Source organism: Catenuloplanes japonicus (assembly GCF_000717135.1).
Lineage (GTDB): Bacteria > Actinomycetota > Actinomycetes > Mycobacteriales > Micromonosporaceae > Catenuloplanes > Catenuloplanes japonicus.
Genome location: NZ_JNXY01000017.1, coordinates 62,233 through 76,544 on the forward strand (window position 1 = coordinate 62,233; position 14,312 = coordinate 76,544).

Below are 14,312 nucleotides of genomic sequence, written 5' to 3' on the forward strand. Positions count from 1 at the left end.
TTGCGCCGGCCGCGAGCTACTTTCATTGACATCGATATCACGAGATTCATAGTCTTCTCTGGCCGAGGCTCGCCGAGCCGTGGTTCACAGGGGAGGCGCCGTGCGTCCGAGGTCGTTCGCCGTGCACGCGATGGTCGTGGTGCTCTTCGCCGGCCTCGGCGTGATCCCGGAGGCGTTGCCGGCCGCGGCCGTCACACCGGTGATCACCGCGCCGGTCGACCCGGCCGGCGGGCCGAAGAGCGCCGACGACGTCTACGCCTACCTCGACGACCCCGGGCGGATCGGCGAGGGGCAGCAGGCGCCGCACGTGGACCTGCGCCCCTACGGCGACGCCACCACGGCCGCGACCGACGTCAGCGAGCGGGCCGCGACGTCCCCGTTCGTCACGCCGCTCAACGGTGAGTGGCGGATGCGGCTGTTCGACAAGCCCGGCGACGTGCCCGCCGCGTTCCGCACCGCGGGTTACGACGCGCGCGGCTGGCCCGCGGTCAGCGTGCCGCACACTCTGCAGTCGGACTTCATCGACCACCCGATGTTCCGGAACATCCCGGAGGAGATCTGGCCGGACGACCCGCCGCGTGTGCCGCGGGACGTGAACCCGACCGCCGCCTACCTGCGCACCGTCGACCTGCCGGCGACCTGGGACGGCGGGCGCGTCTTCCTCCGGTTCGAGGGCGTGACCAGCGGCTGGTTCCTGTGGGTCAACGGCGGCTACGCGGGCTATGACCAGGGCGGCTACACGCCGGCCGAGTTCGACGTGACGGCGCTGCTGCGGCCGGGGCGGAACACGATCGCGGTGCAGGTGCACCGGTGGGGCGCCGGGTCCTACCTGGAGGACTACGACCAGTGGCGGTTCAGCGGCATCTTCCGCGACGTGTGGATGTACCGCACCGAGACCTCCCGGCTGCGCGACGCGCACATCACCACGGATCTGGACGCTTCATACAAAAACGCGGTCCTGAAAGCGCACGTCGAGGTGGACGGCACGGCCTCGCGGGTGCGGGCCACGCTCAAGGACGATCGGGGCCGGACCAGGGGCGTCGCCGAAGGCACCGACATCAGTATGCCGGTCACCGCTCCCGATCTGTGGAGTGCCGACGATCCGCACCTGTATGCACTGGTCCTGGAGTTGCTCGACGCTGCCGGGCGACGACTGCACGTGACGTCGCAGCCGGTGGGCTTCCGGGAGGTCGAGGTCCGTGACCGGCAGCTATTGGTCAACGGCCACAGAATCCTCATCAAGGGTACGAACCGGGCCGAGACCGATCCGGACACCGGCCGCTACAACACGCGCCAGCGGCAGCGCGACGACGTGTTCCTGATGAAGAGCCTGCACCTGAACGCGGTCCGGACCTCGCACTACCCGTCGGACCCGTACCTGTACGGGCTCGCGGACCGCTACGGCCTGTGGGTCGACGACGAGATGGAGGCGGAGACGCACGCGCACGAGTCGTGCCCGTCCGACTGCCTCGCCGACCGGCCGGAGTGGCAGGCCGCGTTCGCGGACCGCTTCCAGGCGATGGTCGCCCGCGACCGCAACCACCCCAGCGTGATCATGTGGGACACCGGCAACGAGGCCGGCCTGGGCGCGGCACACCAGGCGATGGCGGACTGGGCCACGGCCAACGACCCGACGCGCGTGCTCTACCACCAGTCGAACAGCCCGGACGGTGACGCACCGTACGCGGACGTGGCCGGCCCGCGCTACCCGACGCCGGCCCGGCTGGAGCAGCGGGCCGCGAGCACGGACAAGCCGATCGTGATGGGCGAGTACGCGCACGCGATGGGCAACGGCCTGGGCAACTTCGCCGACTTCTGGGCGCTGGCCCGGCGGGTGCCGAACATCCAGGGCGGCTTCATCTGGGACTGGGCCGAGCAGAACCTGCGCCAGCCGCTGCTCACCACGCCGTCGCCGACCGGGATCCAGGCGTTCGCGGTCGGGAAGCCCGGTCTGGCACCCGGGCATCGCGGCCAGGCGCTGGTTCTGTCCGGTCTGGACGACTTCGTGGACGTGTTCCGGGACCGGCGGCTGGACCTGACCGGGCCGCTGACGCTGGACGCGTGGGTCAAGCCGGGCGAGTGGGCGGGCAGCCTGCCGATCGTCACCAAGGGCAACGGGTACGCGCTGCAGATGCGCGACGCGGACACGCTCGAATTCGGTCTGGACGTGGCCGGCTGGAAAACGGTGGCCGCGGACGTACCCGCGGGATGGGCGGGGTCGTGGCACCACGTCACCGGCGTCTACGACGGCAGCACGCAGCGCCTGCTCATCGACGGCGCCGAGGTGGCGAGCGCGGCCCGGTCCGGCGCGGTCGACCCCGGCCTCTACGAGGTGAACATCGGCCGGAACGCGGAGACGCAGCAGGACGGCGCGCCCACGCGGCTCGGCCGGGCGCTGATCGACGACGTGCGCATCCACAGCGGAGACGACCTGGTCCTGGCGCTGGACTTCGACCGGTTCGACCGGCGCGGCGACTTCCTGTCGCTCGGCGTGAGCATCTCCGGCACGGACGGCCTGGTCGGCTCGGACCGGTACGTGCAGCCGGAGACCGTGGAGATGGCGTGGGCGCAGGCGCCGGTCCGGTTCACCGACCTGGGCGGCGGCCGTTACCGGGTGACGAACGAGCAGACCGCGGGCGCGCTCGACCTGCGGCTGCGGTGGACGCTGGCGGAGATCGACCGGACGTTGCGCGAGGGCGACCGGCGGGTGCGTCTCGCGCCCGGGGCGACCACCGAACTGTCGATTCCTTCGGTGGGCAACCCTGCCGACCGGGAGCGGCACCTCACGCTGACCGCGGAGAGCGTGACCGATCTGCCCTGGGCGAAGGCCGGATGGGTGCTCGGCCGCGACCAGTTCTCCGTCGGCGGACGGGTCGTGCCCGGCGTGCTGCCCGGGGTGGCGACCGGTAGCCCGGAGGTCACCCGCGACGGCGACAGGATCACCGTCTCCGGGGACGGCTGGCGCTACCGCTTCGAGGGCGGAACGCTCACATCGATGAGCGTCGGCGGGCGTGAGCTGCTGACGTCCGGCCCGGCGCTGGACGTCTACCGGCCGCCGACCAGCAACGAGACCTACGGCTGGGGCACGGCCGACCGCGAGGTCTGGCACGACCTCGGCCTGGACCGGCTGACCACGGCCGTCACCGGCACCACCGTCACCACCGAGGGCGCGCAGGCGGTCGTCTCGTTCGCCGGCACCGCGACCGGCGTGCCGGGGCTGCTGCGATTCGACCAGACCATGCGGTACGAGATCGACGCGCGCGGCACGATCACGCTCGCCCACGACGTGCGGGCGTCCGGGTCGCGCGTGTCGGCGCTGCCCTACCTGCCGCGGGTCGGCGTGCAACTGCGGCTGCCGGACCGCATGCAGCGGTTCAGCTACTACGGCGAGGGCCCGGAGGAGAGCTACAACGACCGCCACAACGGGACGCGGACCGGCGTGTGGAAGTCCACCGTGGACGACGAGTACGTGAAGTACTCGCGGCCGCAGGCGTACGGCAACCACACCGGCACGCGCTGGGCCACGCTCAGCGACGGCACGGCCGGGCTGCTCGTCGGCGGTGACCTGGACGTGTCCGTGACGCCCTACGACGACCTGGACCGGGCCGAGTACGACCATCAGCTGCCGCTGGTCCGCAACCGGGGCTGGGTGACGTTGCACGCCGAGGCCGGCGAGACCGGCATGGGCGAGACGCCGAACTCGGTGCTCACGCCGTACCGGGTCTCCCCCACCGCCCGGCACGCCTACGAGCTGGTGCTGCGGCCGCTCACCGGCCGGGAGGCGCGGACCGGCGTGATCGACTCGACCGTGGCCGCGCCCTGCCCGCCGGACGTGACGATCGTGGCCGACGGGACGGTCCTGCCGGGCACGCCGGAGCCGGTCGAGGTGCGGGTCACGGACCGGTGCGCCACCCCGGTCACGGACGTGGGCGTCACGCTCACCGCACCGGAGGGCTGGACCGTCACGCCGACCGGGGCGAAGACGTTCACGGTGACCGCGCCGGAGCGTACCGACGTCGGCGAATTTGATCTGTCCGCGACCGTCACCTCGACGTCGGCCGGCGGGTTCGTCTCCACCACGACCGCGACCGCCCGGGTCGTCACGCCGTTGCCGCCGGGCGCACGCTGGTTCAGCGACCTGGCGTTCACCGAGGTCACGAACGGGTGGGGGCCGATCGAGCGGGACCGCAGCAACGGCGAGCAGGGCGCGTCCGACGGCGGGCCGCTCACGGTCGGCGGCACGGTCTACGCGAAGGGGGTCGGCGCGCACGCGCTCTCCCGGCTCACGCTCGACCTGGGTGGCGCGTGCACGTCGTTCCGCGCGGACGTGGGCGTCGACGACGAGATGGGCGGGTCCGGGTCGGTGGTGTTCGAGGTGTGGGCGGACGGGGTCCGGCGGGCGGCGACCGGCGTGCTGACCGGCAACAACGGGCCGCAACTGATCACCGCGGACCTGACCGGCGCGTCCACACTGGAGCTGCGGGTGACGGATGCCGGGGACGGCAACGGCGCGGATCATGCGGACTGGGGTGCGGCACGGCTGTTCTGCACCTGACGTCGCGGAGATACCGGCGGTTGGCGCGCAGGTCCACGCCCACGAGGACGAGGCCTTCATAGGCTACGGTGCGTGACAATCTACCAGCAGAAATCCGTCGTCTTCCGTCGCGCGATCGTGCTCACCATGGAGCCGGGCCGGGACGCGCTGCACGACACCGACGTGCTCGTCCAGGACGGACGCATCGCCGCGATCGGTGCCGGGCTCGACGCGCCGGCCTCGGCCGTGGAGATCGACGCCGCGGGCGGCATCCTGATCCCTGGCATGATCGACACGCACCGTCACATGTGGCAGACCGCGCAGCGCGGGTACGGCGCCGACTGGACGCTGACCAACTACTTCTACTTCTACTACATCAACCACGTGCACCGGTTCCGGCCGGAGGACGTCTACGCGGGCAACCTGCTGGCCGCGCTGGAGTCGATGAACGCGGGCGTGACCACCACGGTCGACTGGTCGCACGGGCTGCGCACCACCGCGTACGCGGACGCGGCCGTGGACGCGCTCACCCGGGTGCCGGGCCGGTTCGTGCTCGCGTACGGCAACTACGCGCAGGGGCCGTGGGAGTGGTCCGGCACCAAGGAGTTCCGGGACTTCGTCGACCGGCGGATCACCGGCAACGACCTGCTGAGCTTCCAGATCGCGTTCGACATGAGCACCGACCCGGCGTTCCCGGAGCAGGCCGCGTTCGACGTGGCCCGGGAGCTGGACGTGCGCGTCAACACGCACGCGGGCGTGTGGGGCGGCTCCGACGACGCCGGGCTGCGCCGGATGGCCGACCACGGCGTGCTCAGCGACAGGGTGATCTACGTGCACACCGGGTCGCTGTCCGAGGACTCCTACCAGCGCATCGCGGCCACCGGCGGGCACGTCTCCGTCGCCACCGAGAGCGAGTCCGCGGCCGGGCAGGGCTACTCGCCGACCCGCAGGCTGCGCCGGCACGGCATCTCCACGTCGCTGTCCACGGACAGCAGCGTGCTGGTCAGCGGCGACATGTTCCACGCGATGCGCGCCACGCTCGGCGCGGACCGCGCGCTCGGCCACCTCGAGGCGCACGCGGCCGGCGCGACCGTCACCGACAACGAGCTGCGCGCGGACGACGTGCTCCGGTTCGCCACGCGCGGCGGCGCGGAGGCGATCGGGCAGGACGACCGGATCGGCAGCATCACCGTGGGCAGGCGCGCGGACCTGGTCCTGATCAAGAACGACCGGAACCCGGCCATGTTCCCGATCATCCACCCGGCCGGGCACGTGGTGCAGCAGGCGGGCGCCGGCGACGTGCACACGGTGGTGGTCGACGGCACGATCGTCAAACGCGACGGCGTGCTGCTGCTGGACGCGCAGCTGGCCGAGGCGCGCCGCGTGGTGCAGGAGAGCGTCGACCACCTGCGCGCCAGCATGGACGAGGCGGCGTGGAAGGCCGGGATCACGCCGGACCAGCCGGACATCGCGCTGATCGAGAACCCCTATCGGTACGGCATCAACGCCTGAGACGCCCGAGGCGCCTGGTCAGCCCGGCGCCCGCCGAGCCGCACGGACGGCCTCGGCGGGCGTCTGGCCGTACCGCCGCTTGAAGCTCTTGGTGAAGTGGCTGCCGTCGGTGAACTGCCAGCGTGCCGCCACCTCCGCCACGCCGAGCCGGCCGGGCGCGGCGATCAGCGCGTCGCGGGCCTCGGCCAGGCGCTGGTCCCGCACGTACCCCATGATCGACTCGCCGGTGGCGGCGAACGCGCGCTGCAGCGTGCGCAGCGAGACGTTGAGCTCCCGGGCCAGCACCGCGGGCGTGAGCCCGGGATCGGTCAGCAGCCGCCGCGCCGCGTCCTTCGCGGCCTGGACCAGCGTGCCCGCGAGCCGCCCGTCGGCGAGGTCGAGACCGCCGCGCACCACGGCCCTGGCCAGCTCGATCAGCATGTTCCGCGCGGTCTCCGCGCCGGCCGGGGTGAGGTCGTCGAGCGTGCGGCGGACCATCTCCGCGTGCGTGGCCAGCAGCCGCACCTCCGCCGTCCTGGCCGGGCCGGTGACCACCCGCCCGCCGAGCAGCGGCAACAGCGCCGCGGCCGGCAGGATGACCACGTCGGCCGTGGTGCCGGGCGGCGTCCGGAAGTGTGCCAGCGGCTCCGCGTGCCGGATCAGAAATCCTCCCGCGGGTACGGTGTGCAGGTTGTCCTCCCGCGCCCCGCCGAGCGCGAGCGCGCCATGGCGCACCACCCACAGCCGGACGAACTCCTCGTCCCGGCACGGCGGCCCCGCGGTCCGCGCCGGCGTGGTCCCGTTGATCCGCACCGACACCGTGTCCTGCACGCGCGTCACCCGGAACCGGAACCGGAAGTCGGCCAGCGTCGCGTCGCTGAAGTGCGGCATCGCGAACCGTGACCCGACCTTGTCGTCCCACTGCCGCCCGAACTCGGCCACCGGCGCACGCGCGCCGTCGAACACGAAGGACCCGGTCGTCACCCTCCGAGTATGCCCCTCAGGGTTTGCGGAGCACGCCGCACCACTGGTCGACCTCGATCGGCAGGCTGCCGTCCGGGAGCGGCTCGGGCCGCCAGCGCGAGCAGGAGACCCAGCCCGGCTCCACCACCTCAAGCCCGGCGAAGAACGCGGCGATCCGCTCCGGCGTGCGCAGCTTCAGCTTCGGCTGGGCGTCGAGGTTCCAGACCCGCACGGCCTCGGCCGTGGTAGCACCGTTGACCGCCGTGGTCGTGTTCGCCACCGCGATGAAGCTTCCCGAGGGTACGGCCGCCAGCAGCCGGTCGATGATGCGCTGCAGCTCGTCGTCGTCCGCGATGAAATGCATGATCCCCAGCAGCATGATCGCGACCGGCTGCGTCAGGTCGAGCGTCTCGGCGGCCCGCGCCAGGATCGTCTCCGGGTCGCGCAGGTCCGCGTGCAGATAGTCGGTGGAGCCCTCCGGCGAGCTGGACAGCAGCGCCCGCGCGTGCGCCAGCACCAGCGGGTCGTTGTCGACGTAGACGACCCGGGTCTCCGGCGCGACCCGCTGCGCCACCTCGTGCGTGTTGTCCTGCGTCGGCAGACCGGTGCCGATGTCGAGGAACTGCCGTATCCCGGCCTCCGCGGTCAGGTAACGCGCGGCCCGGCCGAGGAACTCCCGGTCCGCGCGGGCCAGCTCGATCACGACCGGGAAGATCTCCCGCACGGTGTCGCCGACCTGCCGGTCCGCGGCGAAGTTGTCCTTGCCGCCGAGCCAGTAGTTCCAGATCCGCGCCGTGTGCGGCACATCCGTCCGCAGATCCTCGCCGTTGTCACCCATGGCTCTCCCCCCGGCCGTGCGACATCCACCACGGTGGATTATCGGGTATGGTGACGCCGCGCGGTACCCGGTCGGGGGCGCGCGGTGCGTACCGTGTCGGCATGGCGGGTCCTGAATCGGGCGGGCGCGGGTCGCAGGTGTTCATCGCGATCCCCGCGATCGTCCGCGGCGCGCTCATCCGGTGCCCCGTTCGCGGCCATGTCCCAGGCCCTCATCGAGGACGGCATCCGGCGCGACCGCGAGCCGTGAGGGCCGCCGTCCCGCCGTGCGACCGGTGGTTGCATGATCAGCGGTTATGAAGCCTTGGCGTGAGATCTACGACGGCGGCTCGGTGGAGGCCGAGGAGCTGCGGTTCCAGGAGTACGCGCGGAGGATGGTCGCGGTGCAGACGGCCCACACCCGGTCGTCCGGGTCGGCCGTGACGCACCGGACGCTGCACGCCAAGACCGTGGCCGGGGCGACCGGCGCGGAACTGGTGTTCGCCGACGACCTGCCCGCCGAGTTGCACGTGGGCGCCTTCCGGGCCGGCGCGCGTCTGACGGCCACGGTCCGGTTGTCGAACGCAGCCGGGGTAGCCCGCCCGGACACCGCGGCCGACCTGCGCGGGGCCGCGCTGAAGATCGCGCTGCCCGGCGGCGGCGAGCACGACCTGCTGGCGACGAGCTATCCGGTCTCGCACGTGCGGAACGCGGCGCAGTTCGTGACCGTCGCCGCGATCGGGGCCGGCCCGCGGGTGCTGGCGGTGCCGCGGATGCTGGCCGCGTTCGGGCCGGCCGAGACGCTGCGGATCCTCGGCAACCTCCGCAGGGCCGGCCGCCGGTGCGAGAGCCTGGCGCTGGAGTCGTACTGGAGCCGGGGCGCGATCCTGTGGGGCGACGCCGGACCGGTCCGGTTCCGGCTGAGCCCGCTCGACCCGCCGGCCCCGGCGGCCCCGGTCCCGGCCGACGCACCGGACCGGTTGACGCGCGACTTCGAGGCCCGGCTGGCGCGCGGGCCGGTGCGATTCTCGCTGGACGTGCAGCGTTTCGTCTCGGAGGAGGCGACCCCGATCGAGGACGGCGCCGTGGAGTGGACCGGCCCGTGGACCCCGGTCGCCACGCTGACCATCCCCGCGCTCTCCGCATCCGCGGGCGATCATGTCGACGGGCTCGCGTTCAGCCCGTGGCACGCCCCGGCCGAGTTCCGGCCGCTGGGCAACCTGAACCGCGCCCGCCGCGCGGTCTACGCGGCCAGCGCGAAGGGCCGGCAGAAGCACTGACCCCGCCCGCTGTTCGCCGGCCACGTGGCCGGCGAGCGTACCCGGGAGGTCGTGCGGGACGTGACCGGGCTTTCGCGAGTCTACTGAGGACAGTCATCCGAAATTTTCTCGACTTCAGTGCAACGGGTGGGGGTGGTGAGGACGTGTTGGTACCGGAAGTCCCCACCGACGATCTGGAGTTGCTCGATGAGTACGGGAATGACCCCGTGGCGACGGCTGGCCCTGTCCGCCGCCACGCTCGCGTTGACGACGGTCGGGATCATGCAGGTCCCCGCGCCGGCCGCCGCCTCCACCTCCACGATGGACGCCGGCGTCGCCGTCTTCGACCGGACCACCGGCCGGTTCACCCACCGGTCGCAGGCGACGAAGCAGTTCCGGTCCGCGTCGCTCGTCAAGCTCCTGATCGCACTGGACCTCACCTGGGACCGGCAACCGTCCGATGAGGACCGTGCGCTGGTGGACTCGATGCTGCGCAGCAGCGACGACGCCGCGGCCTCGGAGTTCTGGGACCGCAACGGCGGCGAGCTCATCGTCGACCGGATGGTGGCCCGGCTCGACCTGCGCAACACCACGCCGCCGCCGGAGGACTACGGCTGGGGCTCGACCGGCGTCAGCGCCGAGGATCTGGTGCGCGTCTACCGCTACGTCCTCGACGACGCGCCGGCCCGGGTCCGCAGCCTGGTCATGGGCAACCTGTCGCAGGCCACCACGTGCGGCACCGACGGGTTCGACCAGTCGTTCGGCATCCGGTCCGCGTTCACCAACCCGACCGCGGTCAAGCAGGGCTGGGTCCTGTTCGGCAGCGCACCGCGCGACACCTGCGTGGACGCGGCCGCGGCACGGACCGCGGGCGGCACGCACGAGCAGGAGGTCGACTACACCAGCGGCGCGCTGCACACCACCGGCACGGTCGGCGCCGGGCACCGCACCATCGTGGTGGCGCTGAGCACGCACCGCCCCGGCACCAGCTACGCGCAGGCCGGCTACGCCCTGACGAACCTGGTCCGCGGCCTGCCCGTCCACGGCGCCCGCCTCGCGCCGCCGCTGCCGCAGCCCGAGTCCGGCACGTTCTTCGGCACCTGGGGCGACGACGTGGCCGTCTACGCCACCACGTCGCTGTCGTCCCCGCAGACCGGCACGGTGCCGAGCTGGCAGGAGGTCCGCGTCGCCTGCCAGGTCCAGGGCGAGCTGGTCGACATCGACGGACTGGTCAACGACTGGTGGACCTACCTCCCCGAGGTCGGCGGCTACATGCCCAACATCTTCTTCGAGTGGTGGGACAACCAGCTCCCGTCCGACGTGGTCCCGCTCTGCTCCTGACCACGACGACCGCGCGGGCGGGCACTCACGGGGGTGCCCGCCCGCACGGTCAGCGTTCCGGGGCGCCGACGGCCGTGAGCAGGGCTGAGCAACCGATCCGTGTCGGGATCATCGGGCGGGGATTCTGGACGAGGTTTGCGCACATCCCGGCGCTGCGGGCGTTGCCGGGGTTCGAGATCGTGGCGGTCGCGGGGCGCAGCGAGGCCGGGGTGCGGGAGACGGCGGAGCGGTTGACCGACGATCCGGACGTGGACCTGGTCGCGGTGCTGAGCCGGGCGCCCGCGCACGCGCCGCTGGTGCGCGCGGCCGTCGAGGCGGGCAAGGACGTGTTCGCCGAGTGGCCGCTGACCACGACCACGGCCGATTCCGAGGCGTTGCTGGCGCTGGCCGAGGCCCGCGGCGTGCGCCACGTCGTCGGCCTGCAACGGCGGATGTCGCCGAGCGTCCGCCACGCCCGCGACCTCATCGATCAAGGCCACGTGGGTACGGTCCGGAGCGCGCGAATGGTGGTCGGCACCGACGATTTCGGGCCGGTCCGGTCCAGCGCGGCCGAGTGGACGCTCGATCCGGGCAACTTCACTCACCTGCTGGCGATCTACGGCGGCCACTTCCTCGACATGCTGTTCCACCTCGCCGGCCCGCCCGATGAGTTCACCGCGATCGGGCGGAACCGGTTCGGCACCATCCACCTCGAGGACACCGGCGCCACCGTGACCAACGGCAACCTCGACGAGATCATGGTGATGGGCGCGCTCGAGCGTGGCGGCCTGTTCCAGGTGCAGATCGAGGGCGGCCAGGCCGCGCCGACCGGCCTGCAGATCGAGATCACCGGCACACGCGGCGTGCTGCGCCTGACCAACGACCGGACGTTCCCGCGCGACGACAACACCGTTCGGGACGCTGTGCGCGAATTGCCGGTGCCGGGGCAACTGGACGGTCTCCCCCGTGATCAGATCGTCCGCGACCTGGCCTATCTGTATGCCGACCTGGACAACGCGCCGACGTTCCGCGACGCCGTCCGTGCGCACCGAATTCTCGACCGCATCGCAAAAAGTCGATAGACGTCGATATAATGCGGCGATGTCGCACTCGTTCACGCCCCTCCGGTCCGGCGCCGCGGCCGTGCTGTCGCTCGGGCTGGTCCTGACGCTCGGCGCGTTCACCTCGGAGCGTCCCGGCGCGCTGTCGCCGGTCGCACTGACGGTGGCCGGTGGTGTCGACCCCGGTGCCGCCGCCGGCCGGTCGCTGAATCTGCGCGCCGGCTGGTCCGCCGAGGTCTGGGCCAACGTGCCCGGTGCCCGCCGCCTGGCCTGGACGCCGGACGGCCGCCTGCTGGTCTCGACCGGTGCGGCCGGCACGATCGCGCTGCTCACGCCCGCGTCCGGTGGTCAGGGACCGGCCGTGACGACGCTGGTCGGCGGCCTCCAGCACACGCAGGGCGTCACGGTCGCCACCCGGCGCGGCCGGCACATCCTCCTGGTGGGCGACCGCACGCGCATCCTCGCGTGGGACTATGCGGCCGGCGCGGTGTCGGGTCAGCGGGTGATCGTCGACGGGCTGCCGTCCGGCGGGCACGACCGCATCACCGTGGTGGTGCGCGGCGACCAGGTCTTCTACAACCTCGGTTCGCGGACGAACGACGACCCCATAGATCGCACGGGTACGCCGGAGCGCGCCACGATCGCCCAGGCCGGGCTGGACGGCACCGGTAACCGGACGATCGCCACCGGCGTACGCAACGGCTCGGGCCTGGCGTTCGCGCCGGACGGCACACTGTGGACCGCGGTGAACCAGTCGGACAACCAGCCGTACCCGTACCGGGACGACACCGGGCAATACGGTCAGCAGGTTCCGGCGTACATCAACGAGAACCCGGTCGACCAGGTCGCCCGGATCACGCCGGGCGCGGAGCTGGGCTGGCCCTACTGCCTGCCGGACACCAGGGCCGGCGGTGTCGGCTACGTGAACCAGCCGGTGCACAACCCGGACGGCGCGGCGCTCGACTGCGGCACGGTCAGCCGGACCGCGCTCGGCCTGCCCGCGCACAGCGCGCCGCTCGGGTTCGCGTTCACCGGCGGGGTCGTGCTGCCGCCGGGCGCGCTGATCACGTCGCACGGGTCGTGGAACCGTACGCCGCCTCGTGAGCCGTCCGTCGTCTACAGCCCGTGGGACCAGCACCGGCGCACGCTCACCACGCCGCAGCCGCTGGTCACCGGCTTCCAGAACGCGGACGGCACCCGGTGGGGCCGCAGCGTGGACGCGGTCCCGGGACCGGACGGCGCGCTCTACGTCTCCGACGACGCCGCCGGCCTGATCTACCGCCTGACGCCGGCCTGACGGTTCTTTACCGGATGTTCGGTAATCTTCGGGGGTGGGTCGCACACCGAGCATCGACGACGAGGTCCTGCTGCGGCATCTCGGCGAGGTCTTCCGGCACTTCGGCTACGAGGGCGCCTCGCTGACCGCATTGTCCACGGCGTCGGGGCTGCACCGGGCGAGCCTCTACCACCGGTTCCCCAGCGGGAAGCCCGGCATGGCGATGGCCGTGCTGGAGTCCGTGGAGCAGGCGTTCGGCACCATCCTCGCGCCGCTGACCTCGGAGGACGCGCCGTCGGTCGCGGTGGCGGAGATGGCCCGCCGGGTCGGCACGTTCTACGCGGACGGGCGGCTCGCCTGCGTGCTGGACACGATGACGCTGCGCGGCGCGCCGGACGAGGTCCGGGACCGGGCCGCGCGCCTGGCGACCACCTGGCTGACCGCGATGGCCGACGTCGCCCGGCGTGCCGGGGCCTCCGCGCCGGAGGCCGCACGCCGGGCGCGGGCCGCGCTGGTCCACATCGAGGGTTCGCTGGTCGTGGCCAGGGTGCTGGACGATCCGGCGGAGTTTCAGCTGGCCCTGGACGCACTGCCGGGGACGCTCACGGGTTGAACCGCGACGGCGTGGGCGCGGACCAGTGCGCCGGCAGGGACCGTGGTCGATACACCGCCTCGTCGATCTCGAACTCGACCGCACGCGGGCCGGTCTCACCCTCGGGCCAGCGGACCTGGGCGCGGCCGGTCAGCTGAAGCGTCGTCCCGGTCGCCCAATCGACGAGGAGCAGCCCGGTGCGCGGGTTCTCGATGATGTTGCCCAGCGTCATCAGCATGCTGTTGCCCGCGTAGTCGGCCCAGCGCAGCCTCGCCGGCGACAGCAGCTCGACAAACCCGGGGTTCCCGCCGCGGTGCGACACGTCGGGGTCTCCGGTGTCGGACGCGGAGGCGACGAAGAACGTGTCCGCGTCCGTGACCAGGTCGCTCATCTCTGCGGTCAGCGCGGGCGTCCGCACGCTCACGCCCGGCACCGAATCCCCCGTCTCGACCACGTGACGCTTCTGGATGTACTTCGGGCAGTTCGGGAAGGCCTGCGCGACGGCGAGCCGGAGACCGTCCGGCGCCGGCGTGGCCGCGCCGTTCACCCGCAGACGGAGGCGCGTCTCCAGGTCGATGGCCAGCAGCCCGAGCCTGCCCTCGCGGCGGGTCAGCGGCGCGGCCGGATCGTCGGCGTCGAGCAGCGCGCGGACGTGCACGGACTCGTCGTCGGGCGCGCTGACGAACCCCCGAGGCCCGGTGAACAGCGACGCCCAGAGCCGGCCGTCGTCGTCCTGCGCGCCGACGACCAGCAGGTTCTGGTGCGACAGGAAGTCGTCGGCGCCGTGCGGCAGCCACGGCCGGACCAGCCGGGACACGGCCGACGCCCGCTCACCGAACCCGGCCCTGGCCTGGGCCTCCAGCTCTCCCCAGTGGAAGACCGACATGATGATCCACCCCCACAGTCGAAACGGCTCTAAAATTACCAAACGTTTGGTAAAAAATGAGCCGACAGTGCGACGCCTCACGCCCGTCGGCACTCCCCCCGCCACAACGACGGA

The 14,312-nt window shown here is 72.4% G+C and carries 10 protein-coding genes; 7 read left to right on the top strand and 3 right to left on the bottom strand.

From position 1 onward, the window contains the following. The first annotated feature begins 100 nt into the window (after positions 1-100). Positions 101-4,555 carry a glycoside hydrolase family 2 TIM barrel-domain containing protein gene (locus OP04_RS23735; protein ID WP_232323709.1) on the top strand — a complete coding sequence of 1,485 codons (4,455 nt, stop codon included), beginning with the start codon at positions 101-103 and terminating at the stop codon, positions 4,553-4,555. A gap of 72 nt (positions 4,556-4,627) precedes the next feature. Then, positions 4,628-6,046, top strand: a complete 1,419-nt coding sequence (locus tag OP04_RS23740; RefSeq protein WP_033342020.1) for an amidohydrolase family protein — start codon at positions 4,628-4,630, stop codon at positions 6,044-6,046. Positions 6,047-6,064: 18 nt separating this feature from the next. On the opposite strand, the gene OP04_RS54770 is transcribed toward OP04_RS23740, so the two are convergent. Both OP04_RS54770 and OP04_RS23750 read right to left on the bottom strand, forming a co-directional pair. Then, positions 6,065-7,009: a helix-turn-helix domain-containing protein gene (locus OP04_RS54770; RefSeq protein ID WP_033342021.1), complete on the bottom strand. Its 945-nt coding sequence runs from the start codon at positions 7,007-7,009 to the stop codon at positions 6,065-6,067. A 16-nt stretch (positions 7,010-7,025) separates the two neighbouring features. Beyond that, the gene (locus OP04_RS23750) at positions 7,026-7,826 is read right to left on the bottom strand and encodes an SAM-dependent methyltransferase (protein WP_033342022.1); all 801 of its coding nucleotides are present in this window, start codon (positions 7,824-7,826) and stop codon (positions 7,026-7,028) included. A gap of 295 nt (positions 7,827-8,121) precedes the next feature. Between OP04_RS23750 and OP04_RS23755 the strand changes: the two genes are divergently transcribed. The 5 genes from OP04_RS23755 (at position 8,122) to OP04_RS23775 (ending at position 13,333) form a co-directional block, all read left to right on the top strand. Then, positions 8,122-9,084 (top strand): catalase, encoded by a 963-nt coding sequence (locus tag OP04_RS23755; RefSeq protein ID WP_033342023.1) that lies wholly within the window; start codon positions 8,122-8,124, stop codon positions 9,082-9,084. Positions 9,085-9,270: 186 nt separating this feature from the next. Further along, positions 9,271-10,404 (top strand): hypothetical protein, encoded by a 1,134-nt coding sequence (locus OP04_RS23760; RefSeq protein WP_232323710.1) that lies wholly within the window; start codon positions 9,271-9,273, stop codon positions 10,402-10,404. Between the two features lie 74 nt (positions 10,405-10,478). After that, positions 10,479-11,465: a Gfo/Idh/MocA family protein gene (locus tag OP04_RS23765; RefSeq protein ID WP_033342025.1), complete on the top strand. Its 987-nt coding sequence runs from the start codon at positions 10,479-10,481 to the stop codon at positions 11,463-11,465. A 19-nt stretch (positions 11,466-11,484) separates the two neighbouring features. After that, positions 11,485-12,741, top strand: coding sequence for a PQQ-dependent sugar dehydrogenase (locus tag OP04_RS23770; RefSeq protein ID WP_033342026.1), 1,257 nt, complete (start codon positions 11,485-11,487; stop codon positions 12,739-12,741). 34 nt (positions 12,742-12,775) lie between these two features. Continuing rightward, a complete protein-coding gene (locus OP04_RS23775) occupies positions 12,776-13,333 on the top strand; it encodes a TetR/AcrR family transcriptional regulator (protein WP_051798801.1) in 558 nt (185 codons plus the stop codon). Here the strand turns inward: OP04_RS23775 and OP04_RS23780 are convergent. Next, on the bottom strand, positions 13,323-14,198 hold the full coding sequence (locus OP04_RS23780) for a pyridoxamine 5'-phosphate oxidase family protein (protein WP_033342027.1): 876 nt from the start codon (positions 14,196-14,198) through the stop codon (positions 13,323-13,325). The two genes, OP04_RS23775 and OP04_RS23780, sit on opposite strands and share 11 nt — an antisense overlap. Positions 14,199-14,312 lie beyond the last annotated feature (114 nt).

What these genes read in the sequence shown, in the direction of transcription:
- OP04_RS23780 (WP_033342027.1), bottom strand. Translation starts at nt 14,198, where the DNA reads ATGTCGGTCTTCCACTGGGGAGAGCTGGAGGCCCAGGCCAGGGCCGGG.
- OP04_RS23760 (WP_232323710.1), top strand. Translation starts at nt 9,271, where the DNA reads ATGAGTACGGGAATGACCCCGTGGCGACGGCTGGCCCTGTCCGCCGCC.
- OP04_RS23750 (WP_033342022.1), bottom strand. Translation starts at nt 7,826, where the DNA reads ATGGGTGACAACGGCGAGGATCTGCGGACGGATGTGCCGCACACGGCG.
- OP04_RS23770 (WP_033342026.1), top strand. Translation starts at nt 11,485, where the DNA reads ATGTCGCACTCGTTCACGCCCCTCCGGTCCGGCGCCGCGGCCGTGCTG.
- OP04_RS23755 (WP_033342023.1), top strand. Translation starts at nt 8,122, where the DNA reads ATGAAGCCTTGGCGTGAGATCTACGACGGCGGCTCGGTGGAGGCCGAG.